Below are 20,510 nucleotides of genomic sequence, written 5' to 3'. Positions count from 1 at the left end.
ACCGATATCCCCGCGAAAGATGCAGAACGGCTACTGCGACCGATCCGACGTCCACCCCTTGTACTCGGCGACATTGTCCCGGGTCACAAGCTTCGACGGCAGGAGCTCGACGGTCGAGGCCGGCTTCTGGCCACTGAGAATGCCGACACCGACCTGCACGGCGCGCCGCGCCATGAAGAACGGGTCCTGTGACGCGGAAGCCTGGATCTGCGGCGATGCGGGATCCTTCAGCGCGGCCTCGATGTCGGGCGCACCGTCCACCGCGGTGATGACGATGCCGGTGCGATTTTGCTGACGCGCCGCGAGGTCGGTGCCGATCGCCTGCGGATCGTTGATGGCGAAGATCGCGTCGATCTTCGGGAAGCGGGTCAGATAGCCTTGCGCGACGGTGAGGCCGCCTTCGCGCGAGCCCTTGCCGTCCTGGTCGCTGGACAACACCTTGATGCCGGGATTCTTCGAGAGGACGTTCTTGCAGCCGACGACGCGGTCGATCACGGCGGAGACCTGCGGCCCGTTCTCGATGACGACGTCCCCCTTGCCGCCCAGCTTGTCCACGATGTACTGGCAGGAAATCTCACCCGCCTGGACGTTGTTCGTGGTCACGGTGGCATCGGCGCCTTCGGCCGCGGTGTCGACCGCGACGACGACGATACCCGCCGCCTGCGCCTTCTTGATCGCTGGCCCGATCGCCTTGGGGTCGCCGGGGTTCAACAGGATCAGGTCGACGCCGGCGGCGATGAAATTGTCGATCTGGGTGACCTGCTTGCCGAGGTCGTATTCGAACCCAACCGTGGTGACCTTCACATTGGGATTGGCCTTCTTGGCCTCGAACTCGGCGCCCTTCGACAGTGCGACGAAGAACGGGTTGCCCAGCGAGCCGAGCGAGACACCGATCGACTTGAGCTCCTTGGCGAAGGACGGCGCGGTGCTTAGGGCAAGCGCCGTCGCGGCGCCGGCGAGCGTGATCGTCTTCAACATTGGCTTCCTCCCTGGTCTGTCTTCATCTCCGGCACGGTTGACCAGTTGCCGTACCGGAATCTCAGATCGAACTGCCCGCGCTCAGGTGCGCGCCGGGCCTTTCAAGTTCTTGCGGAGCCTTGCAGCCGGTAGCGGTCCAGCGCCACGGCGCCGATGATCACCAGGCCCTTGATCACATATTGCCAAATGTCAGAGACGCCGGTGAGGATAAGGCCGTTCGACAGGACCGCGATGATCAGCGCGCCGACCAGCGTGCCCCAGATCGAGCCGATACCGCCGACGAAGGAGGTGCCGCCGAGGATCACCGCGGTGATGGCGTCGAGTTCATAGGACTGGCCGAGTTGAAGACCGTTGGCCGCATAAAGCCGCGCCGCCTGCATCGCGCCGCCGAGCCCGGCCAGCAGCCCGGACACGCCGTAGACGAAGATCAGCACGGCCCAGACCTTGATGCCGGCAAGCCGCGCCGCGCTCTCGTTGCCGCCCACGGCGTAGATGTGCACACCGAGCACGGTCCGGCGCAGCACCAGCCACGAGGCGAGGATGACGAGCAGCGCGATCACCGAGAGCCACGGGATCGAAGCGACGCCGGGAACGAGCGTCAGCGAGCCGTTGCCGATGAAGGCGTAGGGAATGGAAGGATTGAACACCGTGGTGTCGGCGCCGAGCAGCCGCGCCAGACCGCGCACGGCGGTGAGCGAGCCCAGCGTGACGATGAACGGCGGCAGGCGCAAGAGCGCGATCAGCGCGCCATTGACGACACCGAAGCCGAGACCGGTGAGAACAGCGGCCGGCAGCCACAGCGCTCCGAGCTCCGGCAGTTTCGACATCGTCAGGCCGGCCATCGCGGACGCCGCCAGGATCGAGCCGACCGAGAGATCGATGCCGCCGGTCAGGATGACGAAGGTCATGCCCGCGGCAAGCACGGTGTTGACGGCGGCCTGCTGCAAGACGATGCCGAGATTCTGCCCGGTGAAGAAACGGCCATCCGACAGATAGTGAAAGCCGGCGCACAGCAGCAGCAGCACCGGCAGCATGCCGGCCGCGCGGATCAGCAGCCTGATGCGCTGGCGCCTGGTCTCCTGGGCGGCGGCGAGGCCGTTTGCCGTGGCGGCCTTCGCCTGCGTCGATCCGTTATCAGGCATCGAGATGCTCCATCCCCGTGGCAAGTGCCATGATATCCTCCTGATTGAGCGGCGCCGTCTCGGTTCGGTTGACCTCGCCCGCGATGTGTCCCGATCGCATCACGATGACGCGGTCGCAGATGCCGATGATCTCAGGCAGATCGGACGAGATGACCAGGATCGCGGTGCCGGCCTTGGCGAGATTGTCGATGATCGAATAGATCTCCGACTTGGCGCCGACATCGACGCCGCGCGTCGGCTCGTCGAGGATCAGGATCTTTGGCGCGATGGCGAGAAGCCGCGACAAGAGCACCTTCTGCTGGTTGCCGCCGGACAGGCCCCCGGCCGGCACGCCGGCATTGGCGGCGCGGATGCTGAGCCCCGCGAAGGCCCTGTCGGCACGCTCGCGCGCCTTGTCTCCATCCAGGAACCAGCCAAGCTTCGCATCGCGCCCGAGCACCGCGAGATTGATGTTGTCCAGGCATGACATGTCGAGAAACAGGCCGAGCGCCTTCCTGTCCTCCGTCAGATAGGCAATGCCGGCCTCGAGGGCCTCGCCGGGCGTGCGGATATCGATCGGCTGGCCTTCGAGTTCGAGACGGCCCGACGTTTTTGCCGCCGCGCCGATGATGAGATGCGCAAGCTCCGTGCGGCCGGCACCGATCAGGCCGGCAAGCCCGACCACCTCGCCCGCATGCACGGTGAGCGAGCAGCCCTTGACGCGCAGGCCGTCGGACATGTCGATCGCACTGAGCACGGGGTGCCCCCGCCCCGCCTCCGGGTCATGGTCCTTCTTGTAGAAAGAGGAGACGTCGCGCCCCACCATCAGCCGCACGATGGTATCGGCGCGGATCTCCGGCTTGTCGAGCGAGCCGACCAGACGGCCATCGCGCAGGACGGTGACGCGGTCGCCGAGCGCATAGACTTCGTCCATGCGGTGCGAGATGTAGATGATGGCAAGCCCCTCGGCGCGAAGCTGACGGATCAGCATGAACAGCCGCTCGCTCTCGCCGGCCGACAGTGCGGTGGTCGGTTCGTCCATGATCAGGATCTTCGACCTCGCGTGCAGCGCACGCGCGATCTCGACGAGCTGGCGCTGGCCCATCGACAGATGCGCCACCAATGTCGATGGCTGGAAGTCCGCGCCCAGCCGTTCCAGGATGGGGCCAACGCCCTGGCGCATGGCGCCACGCGCCAGCAAGCCCGAGCGCGAGATCTCGCGGCCGAGATAAATATTCTCCGCGACACTGAGATTGGGAGCCAAAGACAGCTCCTGATAGATGATGGAGATGCCCGCGGCGCGGCCGCCGAGCGGGCCTTCGATCCGCACCGGCTTGCCCTCGATGCGGATCTCTCCGCCCGGATCGGGCCAGTAGGCGCCGGACAATATCTTCATCAGCGTCGATTTGCCGGCGCCATTCTCGCCCATCAGGGCATGGATTTCGCCGGGATAGACGGTGAGATCGACAGCACGCAGCGCCTTGATACCGAAGAAGCTTTTCGAGACCCCGCGCATCTCGAGGATCGGATCGTTCATCGTGCCTCCCGACGCACAATGCGTTTCCCACCCGCGTCTCTTTTTGTCAGCGCGGTTCGCGCATTAAACAAAACGCCGCGGCACAGGGCAATACCGAACAGGCGGGAAAGCGAAATCGAAACGGCGCTATTGGCGTGGCCGATACAGTTCGCGCCAGGCGGGAAGCCGATCGGCATAGGCATCGACCAGCACGCGGTCGGGTTCGAATGTCTCGATGCGCCGCGGCGGCGTGCAGACAGTGTCGATTGCCTCGCCCGTGACAGCAAGACGCCCCAATCTCGCCGCACCGAACGCCGCTCCCGTTTCACCTTCGGCAAAGCGATGGATCGGAACATTCAGAACGCTTGCCAGCACCGCCAGCCAGAACCGGGACCGTGAACCGCCTCCGATGGCATCGGCTTCCACGATCCTGATGCCGGCATCCGCGAGCACGTCCCGGCAATCTGCGAGCGCAAAGGCGACGCCCTCGAGCACGGCCTGCACGATCGCCTCGCGATCGGTGCCGTGGCTCAAGCCATCGAGCATGCCGCGCACGACGGGGTCGTCATGCGGGGTCCGCTCGCCCGCCAGATAAGGCAAGAAGCTCACCGGCGAGGGCAGCTGCGGGCGCGACCCAAGCGGTGCCAGCAATTCCGCCTCGGCAATGCCGAACAAGCGCGAGATCCAGGCAAGACAGGAGGCCGCGGAAAGGATCGCGCCGGCCTGAATCCACATGGCTGGGATGGCATGGCAGAACGTATGCACCCCGCGATCCGGGTTGGCGGCCATCCTGCTCGTCGGCACCAGCAAGGCGCCCGAGGTTCCCAGCGAAATGAATGCGGTTCCCGCCCTGATCGCGCCAATGCCGACGGCACCCGCCGGATTGTCACCGGCACCGCCCGCGAAAATCGGCCGTCTGATCATGCCCCAGCGTTGCGCGAGCTCGCTGCGCAACGTTGCCGCGGGCGCGCAGCCCTCGACCAGACGTGGCATGTGATCGCGCGACAGGCCGGTCGCGGCCAGCGCTGCATCCGACCAATCCCTGCGCGCGGCGTCGAGCCACAGCGAGCCCGATGCGTCCGAGACATCCTCGACGGCCTCGCCCGTCAGGACCAGGCGCAAATAAGCCTTCGGAAGCAGGACGAGTTTCGTCGCTGCAAAAACCTCGGGCTCGTGCATCGCAATCCAGAGCAGCTTCGGCGCCGTGAATCCGGGCATCGCCTTGTTGCCCGTCGTCGCACGCAAGGCGGGCCAGCCTTGCTCCAGGATGCGGCACTCAGCGACGGACCGTCCGTCGTTCCAGAGGATGCAAGGCCGCAACGGCCTTGCACTCGCATCGAGCAGCGTGGCGCCATGCATCTGACCGGATAGTCCGATGCCTTCGACCACGGCCAACGCGCTGGCATGCGTCGCCTTCAAGGCATCCAGCGTGGCAAAGGTCGCCTCGACCCACTGCGCGGGATCCTGCTCGGAATGGCCTGATAGCGGCGAGGCGGTGGTCAACGGCCGGCTTTCGCTCGCAATCACGCGCTGCGCGGAGTCGACGAGAACGGTCTTGACCGCCGAGGTGCCGAGATCGATGCCGAGATACATGGATGCATACAATTGTCGACGTCGGATGGCCGACGGCGTGGCGAGGTCGGATGGCCCAATCAAGCCAAGAAGCCTGATCGCGTCAAGGCAAGCCCTGCCATTCGTCGATCCACGGGCGCCCTGCTTACCTACGAGGTAATCGAATTCGGCATCGCCGCGGCGCATCTTCCCGAGCACAGGAGATGACCATGATCGCGCTGCTGCTCTACCGGACCGTCGCAGACCACCTTCTTCCCTGGGCCATGGCGCTCGCAACCCGGATGCTGGCGCGCAGCCTCAACATGCCCGAGCCGCTGGTGCATTCGACCGGCGACTACGTGGTCGCGCAGGTGCTCGCCTTCGAGCACGGCGTCGGCAGGAGCCTCTGCCCGTTCCGCATCGCCCGCCTGCTCCGCGCCTGGTGGCGCGGAATCCGCTGACTTCCACCGCAAGATTTCACCCCGAGCCCAACCCCAGCAAGGAGACCTCCGATGATTGACGCATCCACCTTCCTGCGCCGCGCCCTGCTCGCCGACGCGATCTTCAGCGGCGTGGCCGCCCTCGGCTTCACTTTCGGCGCAGGCGCCTTCGCAACGCTGTTCAACCTGCCCGAAGCGCTGCTGCGCGAGACCGGCCTGTTCCTGATCGCCTACACCGCGCTGGTCGGCTGGCTTGCCGCGCGCGCCGCGGTGGCGAAGCCGCTCGTGCTGCTGGTCGTGATCGGCAACGCGGCCTGGACGGTCGGCAGCATCGCGTTGCTGCTCTCGGGCGCGGTCTCGCCGAACATCGCCGGCGAGCTCATGGTCGTGGCCCAGGCGATCGCCACCGGCGTGTTCGCCGAGCTGCAATATGTGGGATTGCGGAAGAGTGGGCGTGTTGTGGCGGCGTGAGGCGCAACTCACCGTCATTCCGGGCTGGTGCGTCAGCACCAGACCCGGAATCTCGAGATTCCGGGTTCGATGCTGCGCATCGCCCCGGAATGACACTTGACGATTGCGCCCGCCTTCGCGGGGACAGTGGAGCTAGAGGTGTACGAGTAGGCTACGCCCGCGCGCGACCGTTCGCCTTGCCGACGGCGTGACCGTTGAGCTTCTTCTTGGCGCTCTTGGCGCCCGCCTTCTTGGCCTTGGCTTCCGTGCGCGCCTTCACCTTGGCGCGCTCGGCCCGCGCTTCGGCGCGCAGCTTCTTGCGCTTCTTCTCGCAAGACTCGCACTTGCAGCCGATCGGCTTCAGATATGCTTTGAAATAGTCGGTGCCGTAGTCGTAGTTGATCTCGTCGCCCGGCTCGATGTTCCGGATGGCGCGGATAAAGACCTTGCGCTCGCGCGGGCGAACGTCGGACTCGGCGTTAGGCCGGCAGGAATGGTTGATGTAGCGCGCGAGGTTCTTGCGCACCGAGCCGTCGATGGTCCAGCGGCCGTTGAGCTCGAACAGATATTTGTTCTCGATCTCGTCGTGCGCAGGAATCCGGGAGTCCAGGATCGGTCCGAAATAACGGATGATCCGGGTTCCCTTCTTGATCGGTTTGGTGGCGAAGAGGCCAAGCCCGGTCTTGGAGCGGGCGACGCGATAAGGTTTGTTCGACGATGTGGCTGGCATGATCTGGAGAACGAGGACGCGAACGAGGCCGGACGGGCCCAAGCGAAGCCGCTCTTCTAGAACGATTCCGCGCCGCTGTCAGGTCTTCGCTGCGCCTGTTTGAACCTTGCCCACAATCAAGACGTCTGATGGTACGGAGTTCCCGATGCATCAAGGCCTCATGACGACCCGCATCACCACAACGTGCCTGGCCATGTTGCTGATGTGCGCCGTCCTCGGTGGCGCGAACGCCCAATCCGTGGGCAGCACCTACACGTCGACGGCGCCCAAGGACTGCCGCCAGGTCGGAAAGCCCAGCGCGCTCGACGGCAGCACGACGCGCATCTGTCCCGGCAAAGACGGCCTGATGGTGCTGATCGCCGAGGACGATCTTCGCGAGATCGTCTCGGTCGGGCGCAATCGCAGGGAAGCGGCCGAGGAACCGGCGGCCAAGATCTGGTTCGCGCCGTTCAATTCATCCGAGACCACCGTCGAATGGCGCGCCGCCGGCGCAAAACCGTTTGCGATCATCCAGCGCTGGCACATCGCCGACGGTAGCGATCCCGACAAGCAGGGACGGCCGAACACCAAGGCCATGCTGGTTGTGACGCGGCTGCCGCCGGGCCCGGTCTGCCATGTCGCCTATGTCGACGCGATCGCCAACCCCACCGCCAATGAACTTGCGCGCAAAGCCGCGGATGACTTTGCCCGCAGCTTCACCTGCGACAAGGACGAGGTGAAGATCATCGGCTCGCGCAGCCGCGCCGTCGAACTCGCGACGATGCGCTAGGTGCTGCGCCCGATCGAAGGCACTATGCCGGCAGCTTCGCCGTAATCGGCGCCGTCAGCATCGCCTCGAGCAGCCGCTCGGTCGTCGTGCCCTCGGGCAGCCGCTCGAGGATGTCCGAGAGCCGCCCGTCGAGCAGCAGTGTGGTGAAGCCGTGCACCATTGACCAGGCCCGCGCGATCGCGGCGCCCTGGTCGAGCGTCAGGGCGTCGCCGCTGATCTGCTCCTGCCGCATCGCGCCGATGGCATTGGCAAGCCCGGCGAAGGAAGCCTCGGCCGCCTCGTGCAGCGAGGGCCGGGAATAGTCGAGCCGCTCGGTGCGGAACATGATGCCGTACATGCCGGGATGGGCCTGCGCATAGGCCACATAGGCTTTCGGCCGCGCCAATGCCCGCGCGAGCGGCGTGGTGGCGGTGTCGCAGGCTGACGCCATCGCCGCGTTGAACTGGCGGAAGCCGACCGCCGCAAGCTCGCTGAGAAGGCCGGTGAGATCGCCGAAATGATGGGTCGGCGCGGCATGCGAAACGCCCGCCTCGCGCGCCACCGCGCGCAATGTCAGGCCGGCAAGCCCATCGCGCTCCAGCACCCGTTCGGCGGCCTGGAGCAGCGCTTCGCGCAGCGCGCCGTGATGATACGGCGTCTCCGTCTTCGCATTGGCCGGACGGCGTGCAGGACGCCCGCTCGTTGCCGACGATGTCTTCCTCGGCGCGCGCACGATGCGCGCCGCTTCGGACCTGGTTTCGCTCTTCGGATCGCTCTTGCCCATGAGCCAACCTATATGACGCAATATTGACAGTGTAAAGATTTCGCTTGACCGGCGCGACGATCGGCTCTATCTGATCTTTACGATGTAAAGATAAAGGAAGGGATACGCCGTGCAGCAGGACGCCATCACCGAGCGCCGCAACAATCTCAGGCCGATTCCGTTCGAGGCCGACGCGCCCTTCCTCAAGATCGTCGGCGAATTGCCGCGCGAGCTGAATGGCACGCTCTATCGCAACGGCCCCAACCCGCAGTTCGATGCGCCCGGCGCGCACTGGTTCGTCGGCGACGGCATGCTGCACGCCTTTCACCTCGAGAATGGCCGCGCCAGCTACCGCAACCGCTGGGTTCGCACGCCGAAATGGCTCGCCGAGCACGACGCCGGCCGCGCCCTGTTCGGCGGCTTCGGCCGCAAGCTGCCGGATGCCCCGGCTGATCTCACCGACGGCGGCGTCGCCAACACCAACATCATCTTCCACGCCGGCAAGCTGCTGGCGCTGGAAGAAGCGCATCTGCCGACCGAGATCGAGCCGGGCACGCTGGCCACGCGCGGCTATCACAACTATCAGGGCCGCGTCGCCGGCAGCTTTACCGCGCATCCCAAGGTCGATCCCGTCACCGGCGAGATGCTGTTCTTCGGCTACAACGCCGCGGGGCCGCTGACGCCTGCCCTCTCCTTCGGATCGATCGATGCATCCGGCAAGGCGACCCGCTTCGAACGTTTCGAGGCGCCCTATGCCAGCATGGTGCACGACTTCATCGTCACCGCGAACCATGTGCTGTTTCCGATCCTTCCCATCACCGGCAGCATGGAGCGCGCGATGAGCGGACGGCCGCCCTATGCCTGGGAGCCGGACAAGGGCGCCTATGTCGGCGTGATGAAGCGCAGTGGCACGGCGAAAGACATCGTCTGGTTCCGTGCTGAGGCCTGCTACGTCTTCCACGTCATGAACGCGTGGGAGGACGATAACCGCATCATCGCCGACGTCATGCAGTTCGAGGAGGCGCCGCTGTTTCCGCATCCCGACGGCCGGCCGACCGATCCGGAGAAATCGCGCGCCCGCCATTGCCGCTGGACGTTCGATCTCTCAGGCAACACCGATCGTTTCCAGCAGACGTACCTGGACGATCTCACCGGCGAATTCCCGCGCATCGACGATCGTCGCGCCGGGCTGAAGAGCCGTCACGGCTGGTACGCCTGCGCCAATCCAAGACTGCCGATGTTCGGCGCACTCTCCGGCATCGTCCATGTCGACGGCAACGGCAAGCGGCTCGGCCATTATCTGCTACCCGCCGGCGACACCATCTCCGAGCCGGTCTTCGTCGAGCGATCGAGCGATGCAGCCGAAGGTGACGGCTGGCTGCTCGCCGTGGTCTGGCGCGCGCGCGAGAACCGCAGCGACCTCGCCGTGTTCAATGCCACCGACATCGAGGCAGGCCCCGCCGCACTGGTGCAGCTCGGCCACCGCGTGCCGGACGGCTTTCACGGCAACTGGGTGGGAGCGGCGTAGCTCTCGTCATTCCGGGGCGCGCCACTTAGCGCGAACCCGGAATCCATTTCGCTCCACGTGTTGCTGCCCGATAGATTCTCAGATGCGCAATTGCGCATCGTAGCTCGCGCTGACGTGCGCCCCGGAATGACGAAAGAGGAGTTTTCCATGGACATACCCTCGATCACCGGAGAGTGCCTCGCCGTCCTCGCCCTGGCCTGCGCCGCGCTCGCAGTCCAGACGATCCGGCTGCGGCGGAGCCGCCATACCGTCTTCAACGGCGGCATCCTGCTCTGCCTCGGCCTTGTGATCGCCTCCGCGCTGCCGATCCTGTCACGCCTGCCTTGGGCGGAATTGGCCGAGGAGGCATCTGACCAAGTCGTTGCAGGCCTTCACCTTTTGGAGGTCGCATACGTCATTTTGACACTGTAAAGATTTTGCTTGACCGGCACCGACCCCCGAAGTAGAAATCTTTCCAGTGTAAAGATTAGCCTGACCGAGGCGGTCCATGACGATTTTCCTGATCCTCGCGCCCTACGGCGCCTTCACGTTCCTGATGCTGGTGACGTCGACCACGGTCAGCGTGTTCGCGGCTTCCGCGATCTGCCTCGCCACCATCGCGATCGATGTCGCGCAGGGCCGGTCGGTGAAGATCCTGGCTGCGGGCTCGGCGATCGTGTTCGCGGCAATCGGCCTCTACCTCGCGCTGCGCGACCCCACGCTGGGCACGCTCGGCGTCAAGCTGTCGGTCGATGTCGGCATCTTCGTCATCTCGCTCGGCTCGATGCTGCTCCGCCGTCCCTTCACGCTGCAATATGCGGTTGAATCGGTCCCGGCCGAGACCGCGGCGATGCCCGGCTTTCTCTATGCCAATTACGTCATCACCGGCGCATGGACCGCGGCCGCGCTGCTGATGGCGGCCGCCAATCTCGTGCTGCTCTACGTCCCCGGCCTTCCCCTCTGGTCGAGCCTTGCGGTCGCCTTCGCCGCCCGCAACAGCGCGATCTACTTCACAAAATGGTATCCCGAGTATCGCCAGATCAAGTACGGTACGGCGGCCGCCGCACTTCCCAACGCTCGCTGAACAGGATCGACGATGAAGGACGTATTCGCCCGCCTCGCCTCCGACTTCCTCTCCGCCATCGTCTTCCTGGTCGTCTATCTCATCACCGACAACGTCGTCCTGGCAACGTCGGTGGCGATTGCCGGTGCGATCGCGCAGGTGATCTACGCCCGCGTCAAGGGGCAGCAGCTCAACTACATGACCTATGCGAGCCTCGCGCTCGTCATCGTGCTGGGCACCGTCACGCTGCTGACCAATGATCCCCGCTTCATGCTGGCAAAGCCCTCGATCGCGCATTTCGCGATCGGCGCCATCATGCTCAAGCGCGGCTGGATGCTGCGCTACATGCCGCCGATCGTCGCCGAGACCGTTCCGGAATATGTCACCGCTGCGGGCTATGCCTGGGCGGTGCTGATGTTCGTGATCGGTGCCGGCATGATCGCGGTCGCCTCCACAGGCGATCTGAAGCTGTGGGCGTTCTACATCACGGTGGTCGCGGGCGGCGCCAAGATCCTCGCCTTTGCCGTGCAGTATGTCGTTCTGCGGCTCATCGTCACCAGCCGCCGGCGCGCCGCCGCCCGCGCCTGAAGCGCGATGCAATTGCGCTTCAGGTTGTTGTTTGAGCATGATCCTTATCGGAAAACCGCTACACACTTTTCCGGATCATGCGCTATGCCTCCAATGCAGCGTTAGGCAGGCGCGCCGAGTTGGGTTATAGGCTCGCTCAGGACTGGCCGCGGATCGTCGCGGCCCGCCGGGATTTGTTCGGGAGACGGGAATGGCCGTAGACGGCAACTGGAATCTGACCATGACGACGCCGATGGGCGAGCGCAACGCGACGCTGAGCCTGAAGGCCGCCGGCGGCGCGCTCACGGGCACGCAAGGCGCGGAAGGAAATACCGCCGAGATCTTCGACGGCACCGTCAGCGGCGACGCCGTCAACTGGAAAGTCTCGATCACCAATCCGATGCCGTTGACGCTCGAGTTCATCGGAACGGTGTCCGGCGACAGCATGAGCGGCGAGATGGGCATCGGCCCGATGGGCAGTTTTCCGTTCACGGGCGTGCGGGCGTAAGGCCGCGTTGCGAACCGTGCGCGTACTCCGTCTCATCGCGGCATCAATCCTGTGCATCGCGACACAAGCGGCGCGCGCGGATGACACCGAACCGGCGTGGCGCGCAAGCGCGCTCGCCATGGTGCCGGCGGGCTATGTCGCCGGCACGGCCTACCGGACCGAAGGATCGACCGGTTATCTCGCCGTTTATCCGGCGACGTCGAATGATCCGAAGACGCCCGCAAGCGTGTTCGCCGCGCGCCAGGCGCTCGTGGTCACGCTGACGCCGGATGCGACGCGCGCCGTCTCAGCCGAGCTGAAGCCGCGCGCCGGGCCGGATCCTGACAACGACGACACTGATTTCGCAAAGCTGCACGCCGATCTCGCCAAGCGCGCAACGCTGCCTGACGGCACCGAGCCCTGCGATCTCGGCGCCTGGTCGATCGACAAGGATCCGAGCGGTCTCAACGTGCGCGCCGAGCCGTCAGTGAAGGCACGCGTGCTCGGCACGCTGCCGCCGCCCTACCGTCTGAAGCTTGGCGGCGCCGAGAACACGCCCGAGGGCGGCTGGCTCACCGAATTCCGCATCATCGGCTTCAAGGACGGCTGGTTTCTGATCGAAGGCGCCAAGCCGCCGGGCAAGGACTACGAGGACGACAAGAAATATCCGCGCAGCGCGCCAAAGCCCTATGCCGGACGCGGCTGGGTCGCCTCCAACAAGGTCGGCGCGAATTACGCCAATGGCTACACACGCGCGGGCGGGCTGTTCCAGGCGCCATTCGTCGATGCCAAATGGATGCCGGCCCAGCGCGAGCTTGGCGGCCCGATCGACGGCGACGGCGGGCCGAAGCGCATCTTTGCCTGCAGCGGCCTCTGGGGCCTCGTCGAGAGCCACGACGGCGTCCGCGGCTGGTGGCGCGCGCTCTGCTCCAACCAGGTCACGAATTGCAGTTGAACTCTTCTCCCTCGCCCCGCTTGCGGGGAGAGGGTCGGGGTGAGGGGGAGTCTCCACAAGGACGGCGAGAGTCGGACTCGCGGAGAGTCCCCCTCACCCGGACTTTGCGCAATGCGCAAAGTCCGACCTCTCCCCGCAAGCGGGGAGAGGTGAAGAGCTAACCCAAATTCAACTCCTTGAAGAAGTCGTTGCCCTTGTCGTCGACGATGATGAACGCCGGGAAGTCGACGACTTCGATGCGCCAGATCGCTTCCATGCCGAGCTCGGGATATTCGAGCACCTCGACCTTCTTGATGCAGTGCTCGGCGAGGTTCGCCGCGGCGCCGCCGATCGAGCCGAGATAGAAGCCGCCATACTTCTTGCAGGCCTCGCGCACGGCCGGCGCGCGGTTGCCCTTGGCCACCATCACCATCGAGCCGCCGGCGGCCTGGAACTGGTCCACAAACGAATCCATGCGGCCCGCGGTGGTCGGACCGAACGCCCCGGAGGCGTAGCCTTCCGGCGTCTTGGCGGGGCCGGCGTAGTAGACCGGATGGTTCTTGAAATAATCCGGCAGCGGCTCGCCCTTCTCCAGTCGCTCGCGCAGCTTGGCATGGGCGCTATCGCGCGCGACGATCATGGTGCCGGTCATCGAGACCCGGGTCTTGATCGGGTATTTCGAGAACGTCGCCAGGATGTCCTTCATCGGCTGGTTGAGGTCGATCTTGACGACCTCGCCGCCGAGCGACTGCTCGACCTGCGGCAGATACTGCGCCGGGTTGTGCTCGAGCTCCTCGAGATAGATGCCGTCCTTTGTGATCTTGCCGAGCACCTGGCGGTCGGCCGAGCAGGACACGCCAAGACCGATCGGCAGCGAGGCGCCGTGGCGCGGCATGCGGATCACGCGCACGTCGTGGCAGAAATATTTGCCGCCGAACTGCGCGCCGACGCCGAGCGACTGCGTCATCTTGTGGATTTCCTTCTCCATCTCGACGTCGCGGAAGGCGTTGCCGTCGGGCGACCCGTGGGTCGGCAGCGCGTCGAGATAGCGGGCGGAGGCGAGCTTCACCGTCTTCATGCAGAGCTCGGCCGAGGTGCCGCCGATCACGATGGCGAGGTGATAGGGCGGGCACGCCGCGGTGCCGAGGGTGAGGATCTTCTCCTTCAGGAAGGCGAGCAGCCGGTCCTTGGTCAGCACCGAGGGCGTCGCCTGAAACAGGAAGCTCTTGTTGGCGCTGCCGCCGCCCTTCGCCATGAACATGAACTTGTAGGCGTCGTCGCCCTCGGCGTAGATCTCGCACTGCGCCGGCATGTTGTTGGCGGTGTTCTTCTCCTCGTACATCGACAAGGGCGCGACCTGCGAGTAGCGCAAATTGCGGCGCAGGTAAGCATCGCGCGCGCCTTCCGACAGCGCCGCCTCGTCGTCACCGTCGGTGATGACGTTGCAGCCCTTCTTGCCCATGATGATCGCGGTGCCGGTGTCCTGGCACATCGGCAGCACGCCGCCGGCGGCGATGTTGGCGTTCTTCAGGAAGTCGAGCGCGACGAACTTGTCGTTGGGGCTCGCCTCGCCGTCCTCCAGGATCGCGCGCAGCTGCTTCAGGTGGCCGGGCCGCAGGTAATGGTTGATGTCGCCGAAAGCCGCCTCCGACAGCGCCCGCAGCGCCTCGCGCGACACCACCAGCATGTCCTTCCCAAGGACCTTCTCGACCCTGACGCCCTCGGACGAAATCTTCTTATAGGGCGTCTCGTCCTTGCCCAGCGGGAACAGCGGGGTGTGCTTGTAGGGCGGAACGGGCTTTGCGGGGTCGGGGAAGGCGGTGGGAGCGTTCATGGAGCGAATCTCGGGGTTTTGGAGCCCTCGCGCGGGCCCCTAGCATAGAAGCGTTCTAAGCTTTTTTGCCGTAAAGGGAAGGCGTTCCGGCGCGGTCGGGGCATCCCGATTCGACGTCATGACGGCCCTTTTCCGGTCACCCTCGGCCGGACGCAGGGGGTGATGATCGTGCCCGGCAGGCCTTGCGTCCACCCCTTGCGCTCGGCGCGCGACGAAGGTTGAATGCGCGCCCTAAGGGGCTTTTCATCATGATTTTCAAACCGAACTTCCGCGGCGCGATCCTGGTCGCCGCCGCCATCACCGGACTTGTGACCCTCGCCTCGCCTGCCCGCGCGGACCAGTGCGACGACATCGCAAAGCAGCTCGCGAGCGGGGTCGACAGGCTGAAGGTCAACTTCAAGGCTGCCAACATCATCTACCTCACCCACCCGGCGGCGAAGGAGCTCTCGCTCGGCTGCCGGGCGCAGGGACAGAACTATTCCAACGAGCTCTATGCCAAGGGCGACCGCAAGCCGACGCCGCAGTTCTATGACCTCGTCGCGTCCGCGGCCGCGATCATCTTCACGGTGCCGAAGGACGACACCGCGAAAGGCGCGACGCGCTGCCTGAAGCGCATGGGCCTGCTCCGCGGCGACAAGGTGTCGATGCGCTTCAAGCGCCTCAACATGGATTGCTCGCGCAGCAAGACGGAAGCCTCGATCGCGATCACGCGGCCGAAGGACGAGTAGAGGCGTCGTACCGCAGGCGCGCCCTACGCGCGTCGTAACGTCGCCCGCCACACACGCCGTCATTGCGAGCGCAGCGAAGCAATCCAGAATCCCTCCGCGGAGACAGCCTGGATTGCTTCGCTGCGCTCGCAATGACGAGGAGCGATCGCGTCGTCTCTCGGACATCGCGCGACGAGGCACAAAAGAGCGCAGCGCACCGCACCGGATCCCTCGCATTTTAACGATTGGCTTGAAGGAAATTTCGCTCCTCGCAGGGCAAGCTCAATTGTTTCCATGTGTGAGGATTTGTGGATGAGCGTTTCTACCGTTGCGCCGCCGCCGATCGCGATCGTGGTCCCGAGCTACGACACGACCAAGCAGCAGGACGATCAGGCCAAGACCAAAGACGCCGACCCGACCTACAAGCCGCAGCCGCCGGTGCCGCTGCCGCCGGGCCAGGGCACGCGGATCGATCAGCTCGCCTGATCGGCCTTTATCCCAGTGAAGCGCCCGATCCGGTTGATCGGGTTTTTCGCGTGTCCGGCGTGTGGTGAGCGAGCATCGCCCGAAACGGCCGGTCCGGAACGGGGGCTGCCGCCGGACTCCCTCTGGGCCGGCTAATCATCGAGTTCCTTGTAGCGGCGGAAGATGCCCTGCTCGTTGAAGGCAATGCGGCGCTCGCTCGCAAGATAGGCCTTGATGTTCGGCCGCGCGGCAACGCGGTCGTGCAGGCCGACGAGGCCCGGGATGTCCGCCTCGAACGCCTTCATGCGCCTGGGGAACGCGTAGCGCAGCCCGGCGACGATCTGGAACAGCGAGAGATCGACATAGGTCAGCCGGCGGCCGGTGACGCAAGTGCCGCCATTGCCGGCGAGCATCTGTTCGAAGTAGCCGAGATATTTCGGCACGCGCTCGCTCCAGAACTCGGCCGTGCGCTTCTTCGCCGCGGGCCGCGCGTCCTCGTAATAGAGCGAGGGCCCAAGTGGATGATGGGTGTCGTGGACCTCGACCACAAAGTCGGTGATGGTGAGCTGGAGCTGGTGCACCCAGAGCCGGCCCGCCTCCGTCTTCGGCGCAAGGGCGTGGCGGGCGCCGAGATAGAGCAGGATGTTGGCGGTCTGGCCGATGACGAGCTTGCCGGCTTTCAGGAACGGCGGCGCGAACGGCGGCGTGCCCTCATGCGCGTCCATCATCTTCATCATCGCAGCCGTGCCGCGCGGGCCGCGCGCGACGTCGACGTAAGCCGCACCCGCCTCCTCCAGCGCCAACCGCACATATTCGCCACGGCCCTGAATCTCGGGCCAGTAGTAGAGTTCGTATTTCATGGAAACAGTCCGTGATTGCGTTGCGGCAAGTGTAGCACGCAACCACGAACTCCATGACGGTGGACGGTGTTCCGCGCCTCAATTCGCCGCGAAGCAATACAGCAGCCCGTCGCCACCCGTACTCTTCAAGTCGGCCTGCGAGCAGCCGCCATCGGGACCGCGCGAGGGGTGCGAGCTGTTCCACGATTTCGACGGCTCGTCGTCGCGCAGGCCCCGCCGGTCGGCATGGCCGACCACCGCAGCACCTTGCGTGCTCGACGACCAGTTCTTGCAGGTCTTGTCGTCGCCGGCGGCAAATGCGGTGCCGTCGGGTTGCGTCCCCGTGAGGATGTCGTGGCGGTTCGGCGTATCGCCGGCCCCGTTGTTGACCTCACCCTTCTCGCTGAGCGCCGTCTGCTTTGTCAGGTTGTTGGCGGGGCCATGCAGGTCGGCAACGTCCTTGGCGATGACCGCGCCCTTCGCATTCTGCCACGGCCCCTTGCCGATGCGGTCGCGCGCGTTGACGGCCGGCTTGCCGTCGGCGGCCTGGGTCGAGAGATAGGCGCGCCAGGTTTTGGCGCCGGCACCGGCCGATTGCGCGAGCTTCTGGCAGTGGGCGTCGGCACCGTCGAGACCGCCAAGATCGGCACCCTTGCCCGGCCCGCTCGAGGTCACGAAGAAGGTCATGTCGGCTGACTGCGCCCGCACCGATGGACTTGCGAAGACCGCGAGCGCAACGCCTGCTGGCACGATGACTCTGGCAATAATGCTCATCCTATCCTCCCGATTGGTCCTGCGATTGCGCCTGGCAGGCCCGTCTTTGATCCTCTGACATGAACCCGTCGCGACGGACATTATTCCGGCATTCCAGCGGCCATCCGCCACACGCGCGTCACCTCGAGCGGCGGCGCGCGACCGGTCGCCCCGAGGGCCGTGTCGATTAATTGCTTCCCGGGACCGTAGCGCCGGGTGAGCATGCCAGCACGGGCCGATCCTCAAGCGATCGCCCAGGGGAGGACGCGGGAGGCCGTTGCGGAGCCGTTCAGGGCGGCATCCGCGATCACATCGGGGCTGCCGCCGGGCGCGGCGCGAGGGGAGATCGTCATGCACTGGAACACCGTCCGCCCAATTGCGGCAATTGCCGGCTATGCCGCGCTTTGCTGCCTTGCCATCGGTCCGGGCCGCGCCTCGGCCGCGGAATTGCTCAAGGCCCGGCTTGCGCAAAACCTCGGACCGATCTCCGGCCTTGCGATCGTCGCCAAATCGAAGGGGATTTTCGAAAAGAACGGACTGGACATCACGGTCTCGAACTTCACGTCCGGCAAGCAGTGCCTGGACACCGTGATCGGGGGCGGCGCCGACATCGCGACGACGGCGGAGGCGCCGGTCACAGCTTCAGCGATGGCAAACCAGCCCATCGCCTTCGTCGCCGGCATGGAATATTCCGACCTCAAGACGGTCGTCGCGGCCAAGGCCGGCGTCAAGACCAAGGCAGATCTTCGCGGCAAGCGAATCGGATTCACGGCCGGCACCGGCAGCGAGGTCTACACGGCGACTTTGCTGAAGTCGGCGGGATTGACTCCCAAGGATGTCACCCTCGTCAACCTGCGGCCGCAGGAGATGCTGCCGGCACTTGCAGCCGGAAGCATCGACGCAATCGACACTTGGGAACCCCACATCGCCAACGCGAAGAAGGCCCTGGGCGAAGCCGTCGCTGAGCTCGATACAACGGGCACTTACTCGGAAACGTTCAACATCGTCGTCATGAGGACCTATCTGGATGCCAACCCTGCGGTGGTCGAGAAGTTCATCGCCGCACTGATCGACGCCGAGGTCTGGATGAAGGCACACCAGGATGAAGCGATCACGGTCGTGGCGGACGCGGTCGGCATGAAGCGGGACGACCTCGCTCCCATCTGGGCCGACTATGTCTACCGGGTGCGTCTCGATGACCGGCTGATCGAGATTCTCAAGACCCATTCCGCATGGCGCCTCGAGAGCGGCAACCATCCTCCGGGCGCGGCGATGCCCGACTTCAGCAAGGTCGTCGTCGCCGAGCCGCTGAAGAAGGTCGACCCCGCACGCGTCACCCTCTCGTGGAAATAGGCACCCGCACGGCCATGCAGGACGGCACTTCAGCACGACAGGAGATTGCTCTCCGCACCGGCGGTCGCGATCGGCGGCCGGATTCAGCCCGTCTTCGCCGCCTCAATATTCTGGTCGGGGCGCTTTCGCTTCCCCTGTTCGTCGGCCTCTGGGAGCTGGTCTCCCGTTCCGGGGCCGTCAACATGGTGCTGTTTCCGCCTCCGACGGTGGTTGCTGCGGCGGTCCTTGAGTGGATACGAAGCGGACAGTTCCTTGGCGATCTGCTGGCCAGCCTCTTTCGCGTCACCACGGGATTCATCGTAGGCGGCGTGCTCGGCATCCTGCTCGGTATCCTCACCGGCCAATTCCCTGTTATGTCGAGCCTGCTGTCCCCGCTATTCCATATCCTCCGGCCAATTCCGCCGATTGCTTTCGTGCCGATCGTCATCCTCTGGTTCGGCCTGTCGGAGGCGGGAAAGCTGTTCCTCGTCGTATGGGGCGTGTTCTTCACGGTTTGGCTTTCGACCCACATCGGCGTGCAGAAGGTCGACCGCGGCCTGATTCGGGCGGCGTTGATGCTCGGCACGCCCCGGCGGCAGATGCTCCTGGAGATCGTGCTGCTGGGCGCGCTTCCCTACATCGTGGTCGGATTGCGCACCGCCGTCAGCATCTCCTTTTACACACTTGTCGCGGCCGAACTTGCAGGCGCTTTCGCCGGCATCGTCTACAGGATCGAGATTGCGCAGCAGAATTTGCAAACGGGCCAGGTCATGGGCGGGCTCGCAGCGCTCGGGTTGATTTCGTTCATTGCAGACCGGCTGTTTTCGGCTCTTGCGGAACGTACTGTCTGGTGGCGTTGATGTCGGGACCTCGATCAATCATGAAACTGGCTCTGGCGAGCTCGCCAGCCTCCGTCGAATCGGCGCGGAAACAACCGACCATTCAAGTCTCAAACCTGAGCATCGTTTTTGACACCAATCGCGGGCAGACCATCGCGGTGGATCGCGTTTCCTTTGACGTGGCGCCTGGCGAGTTCGTTTGCATCGTCGGGCCCTCTGGCTGCGGCAAGTCGACGGTGCTCAATACCATCGCCGGACTGGAAGTGCCGTTTGAAGGCGACATCCTGGTAGAGGGCTCGCGTGTCTACAGCCCGCGCCCCGATGTCGGCATGGTGTTCCAGCAGCCGCATCTTTTCCCATGGAAGTCTGTCCGCAGGAACATCGCCCACGGCCCCAGGATGCTCGGGAAGTCCAGGACGGAAGCGAATGCCATCGCCGACGATCTGATCGCGATGGTCGGTCTCAAGCGTTTCGCCGACGCCTATCCGAACACGCTGTCGGGCGGCATGCAACAGCGCGTGGCGATCGCGCGAGCGTTGGCCAATCAGCCCCGCGTGCTGCTGATGGACGAGCCCTTCGGGGCCCTCGACGCGCAGACTCGGGCGGTGATGCAAGACAATCTGCTGGAGCTGCGCGACCGGATCAAGGCGACGATCGTGTTCGTCACGCACGACATCGATGAAGCCATCGTGCTGGCCGACCGCGTCCTCATCATGAGCGCGGGCCCCGGCCGCATCCTGCGCGAAGTCGCGGTCAAGCTGACGCGCCCGCGGTCGAGTTCTGTCATGGTCGAGCCGATCTATCTCTCCCTCAAGAAGGATTGTCTCGACGTGATCCGCGCGGAAGGGCTGCGGGCGTTCAATCAGTCGGACGCGAGCTGATCGCC

The 20,510-nt window shown here is 65.2% G+C and carries 23 protein-coding genes; 14 read left to right on the top strand and 9 right to left on the bottom strand.

The genetic code is table 11. From position 1 onward, the window contains the following. Positions 1–30 precede the first annotated feature (30 nt). The 4 genes from A3M7_RS0138030 to xylB all read right to left on the bottom strand — a co-directional run bounded on the left by A3M7_RS0138030 (position 31) and on the right by xylB (position 5,208). Entirely contained in the window at positions 31–978 is a 948-nt protein-coding gene (locus A3M7_RS0138030; RefSeq protein WP_027548555.1) for an ABC transporter substrate-binding protein, read from the bottom strand. A gap of 101 nt (positions 979–1,079) precedes the next feature. Further along, positions 1,080–2,120 carry a ribose ABC transporter permease gene (locus A3M7_RS0138025; protein WP_027548554.1) on the bottom strand — a complete coding sequence of 347 codons (1,041 nt, stop codon included), beginning with the start codon at positions 2,118–2,120 and terminating at the stop codon, positions 1,080–1,082. Beyond that, positions 2,113–3,636, bottom strand: coding sequence for a sugar ABC transporter ATP-binding protein (locus tag A3M7_RS0138020; protein ID WP_027548553.1), 1,524 nt, complete (start codon positions 3,634–3,636; stop codon positions 2,113–2,115). The genes A3M7_RS0138025 and A3M7_RS0138020 overlap by 8 nt, the downstream gene beginning before the upstream one ends. 126 nt (positions 3,637–3,762) lie before the next feature. Beyond that, complete coding sequence (gene xylB, locus A3M7_RS0138015; RefSeq protein WP_027548552.1) at positions 3,763–5,208, bottom strand: xylulokinase; 1,446 nt, start codon at positions 5,206–5,208, stop codon at positions 3,763–3,765. A gap of 188 nt (positions 5,209–5,396) precedes the next feature. Between xylB and A3M7_RS0138010 the strand changes: the two genes are divergently transcribed. Both A3M7_RS0138010 and A3M7_RS0138005 read left to right on the top strand, forming a co-directional pair. Then, a complete protein-coding gene (locus A3M7_RS0138010) occupies positions 5,397–5,627 on the top strand; it encodes a hypothetical protein (RefSeq protein WP_027548551.1) in 231 nt (76 codons plus the stop codon). A gap of 51 nt (positions 5,628–5,678) precedes the next feature. Continuing rightward, complete coding sequence (locus A3M7_RS0138005) at positions 5,679–6,077, top strand: hypothetical protein (RefSeq protein ID WP_027548550.1); 399 nt, start codon at positions 5,679–5,681, stop codon at positions 6,075–6,077. Between the two features lie 151 nt (positions 6,078–6,228). Here the strand turns inward: A3M7_RS0138005 and A3M7_RS0138000 are convergent, their stop codons facing one another. Beyond that, a complete protein-coding gene (locus A3M7_RS0138000; protein WP_027548549.1) occupies positions 6,229–6,786 on the bottom strand; it encodes an SET domain-containing protein in 558 nt (185 codons plus the stop codon). 145 nt (positions 6,787–6,931) lie between these two features. Here A3M7_RS0138000 and A3M7_RS0137995 point away from each other — a divergent pair, with 145 nt between their 5' ends. After that, positions 6,932–7,555 carry a hypothetical protein gene (locus A3M7_RS0137995; RefSeq protein WP_084302878.1) on the top strand — a complete coding sequence of 208 codons (624 nt, stop codon included), beginning with the start codon at positions 6,932–6,934 and terminating at the stop codon, positions 7,553–7,555. Positions 7,556–7,577: 22 nt separating this feature from the next. Here the strand turns inward: A3M7_RS0137995 and A3M7_RS0137990 are convergent, their stop codons facing one another. After that, complete coding sequence (locus A3M7_RS0137990; protein ID WP_027548547.1) at positions 7,578–8,318, bottom strand: TetR/AcrR family transcriptional regulator; 741 nt, start codon at positions 8,316–8,318, stop codon at positions 7,578–7,580. A 109-nt stretch (positions 8,319–8,427) separates the two neighbouring features. On the opposite strand from A3M7_RS0137990, the gene A3M7_RS0137985 reads away from it, so the two are divergent. From A3M7_RS0137985 to A3M7_RS0137960, 6 genes are all read left to right on the top strand, one after another. Beyond that, positions 8,428–9,825, top strand: a complete 1,398-nt coding sequence (locus A3M7_RS0137985) for a carotenoid oxygenase family protein (RefSeq protein ID WP_027548546.1) — start codon at positions 8,428–8,430, stop codon at positions 9,823–9,825. A gap of 147 nt (positions 9,826–9,972) precedes the next feature. Further along, the gene (locus A3M7_RS0137980; protein WP_027548545.1) at positions 9,973–10,236 is read left to right on the top strand and encodes a hypothetical protein; all 264 of its coding nucleotides are present in this window, start codon (positions 9,973–9,975) and stop codon (positions 10,234–10,236) included. 76 nt (positions 10,237–10,312) lie between these two features. Continuing rightward, positions 10,313–10,888: a hypothetical protein gene (locus A3M7_RS0137975; protein WP_027548544.1), complete on the top strand. Its 576-nt coding sequence runs from the start codon at positions 10,313–10,315 to the stop codon at positions 10,886–10,888. A 12-nt stretch (positions 10,889–10,900) separates the two neighbouring features. Beyond that, entirely contained in the window at positions 10,901–11,455 is a 555-nt protein-coding gene (locus A3M7_RS0137970) for an inner membrane-spanning protein YciB (protein ID WP_027548543.1), read from the top strand. 190 nt (positions 11,456–11,645) lie between these two features. Next, the gene (locus A3M7_RS0137965; protein ID WP_027548542.1) at positions 11,646–11,942 is read left to right on the top strand and encodes a hypothetical protein; all 297 of its coding nucleotides are present in this window, start codon (positions 11,646–11,648) and stop codon (positions 11,940–11,942) included. A 16-nt stretch (positions 11,943–11,958) separates the two neighbouring features. Next, positions 11,959–12,876: an SH3 domain-containing protein gene (locus A3M7_RS0137960; protein ID WP_027548541.1), complete on the top strand. Its 918-nt coding sequence runs from the start codon at positions 11,959–11,961 to the stop codon at positions 12,874–12,876. A 157-nt stretch (positions 12,877–13,033) separates the two neighbouring features. Here the strand turns inward: A3M7_RS0137960 and A3M7_RS0137955 are convergent, their stop codons facing one another. Continuing rightward, positions 13,034–14,689 (bottom strand): fumarate hydratase, encoded by a 1,656-nt coding sequence (locus A3M7_RS0137955; protein ID WP_027548540.1) that lies wholly within the window; start codon positions 14,687–14,689, stop codon positions 13,034–13,036. Positions 14,690–14,937: 248 nt separating this feature from the next. Here A3M7_RS0137955 and A3M7_RS0137950 point away from each other — a divergent pair, with 248 nt between their 5' ends. Continuing rightward, positions 14,938–15,417: a hypothetical protein gene (locus A3M7_RS0137950; RefSeq protein WP_027548539.1), complete on the top strand. Its 480-nt coding sequence runs from the start codon at positions 14,938–14,940 to the stop codon at positions 15,415–15,417. Positions 15,418–15,708: 291 nt separating this feature from the next. Continuing rightward, positions 15,709–15,882, top strand: a complete 174-nt coding sequence (locus tag A3M7_RS50110; RefSeq protein ID WP_198033894.1) for a hypothetical protein — start codon at positions 15,709–15,711, stop codon at positions 15,880–15,882. 131 nt (positions 15,883–16,013) lie between these two features. Here the strand turns inward: A3M7_RS50110 and A3M7_RS0137940 are convergent, their stop codons facing one another. Both A3M7_RS0137940 and A3M7_RS0137935 read right to left on the bottom strand, forming a co-directional pair. Further along, positions 16,014–16,721, bottom strand: a complete 708-nt coding sequence (locus A3M7_RS0137940; protein ID WP_027548538.1) for a glutathione S-transferase — start codon at positions 16,719–16,721, stop codon at positions 16,014–16,016. Positions 16,722–16,799: 78 nt separating this feature from the next. Beyond that, the gene (locus tag A3M7_RS0137935; protein ID WP_027548537.1) at positions 16,800–17,474 is read right to left on the bottom strand and encodes a hypothetical protein; all 675 of its coding nucleotides are present in this window, start codon (positions 17,472–17,474) and stop codon (positions 16,800–16,802) included. 330 nt (positions 17,475–17,804) lie between these two features. On the opposite strand from A3M7_RS0137935, the gene A3M7_RS0137920 reads away from it, so the two are divergent. Genes A3M7_RS0137920 through A3M7_RS0137910 form a run of 3 tightly spaced genes read left to right on the top strand, consistent with a single transcriptional unit; the run spans position 17,805 to position 20,505 of the window. Continuing rightward, complete coding sequence (locus tag A3M7_RS0137920) at positions 17,805–18,806, top strand: NrtA/SsuA/CpmA family ABC transporter substrate-binding protein (RefSeq protein ID WP_027548536.1); 1,002 nt, start codon at positions 17,805–17,807, stop codon at positions 18,804–18,806. Further along, positions 18,797–19,645 (top strand): ABC transporter permease, encoded by an 849-nt coding sequence (locus A3M7_RS0137915; RefSeq protein WP_027548535.1) that lies wholly within the window; start codon positions 18,797–18,799, stop codon positions 19,643–19,645. Before A3M7_RS0137920 ends, A3M7_RS0137915 begins: the two co-directional genes overlap by 10 nt. A gap of 20 nt (positions 19,646–19,665) precedes the next feature. Beyond that, positions 19,666–20,505 (top strand): ABC transporter ATP-binding protein, encoded by an 840-nt coding sequence (locus A3M7_RS0137910; RefSeq protein WP_198033899.1) that lies wholly within the window; start codon positions 19,666–19,668, stop codon positions 20,503–20,505. Positions 20,506–20,510 lie beyond the last annotated feature (5 nt).

Origin of the sequence: Bradyrhizobium sp. WSM2254, assembly GCF_000472645.1 — a bacterium.
Taxonomy (GTDB): domain Bacteria; phylum Pseudomonadota; class Alphaproteobacteria; order Rhizobiales; family Xanthobacteraceae; genus Bradyrhizobium; species Bradyrhizobium niftali.
The sequence above is the reverse complement of the archived record's forward strand: the minus strand, read 5'-3'. Positions and strand labels throughout refer to the sequence as shown.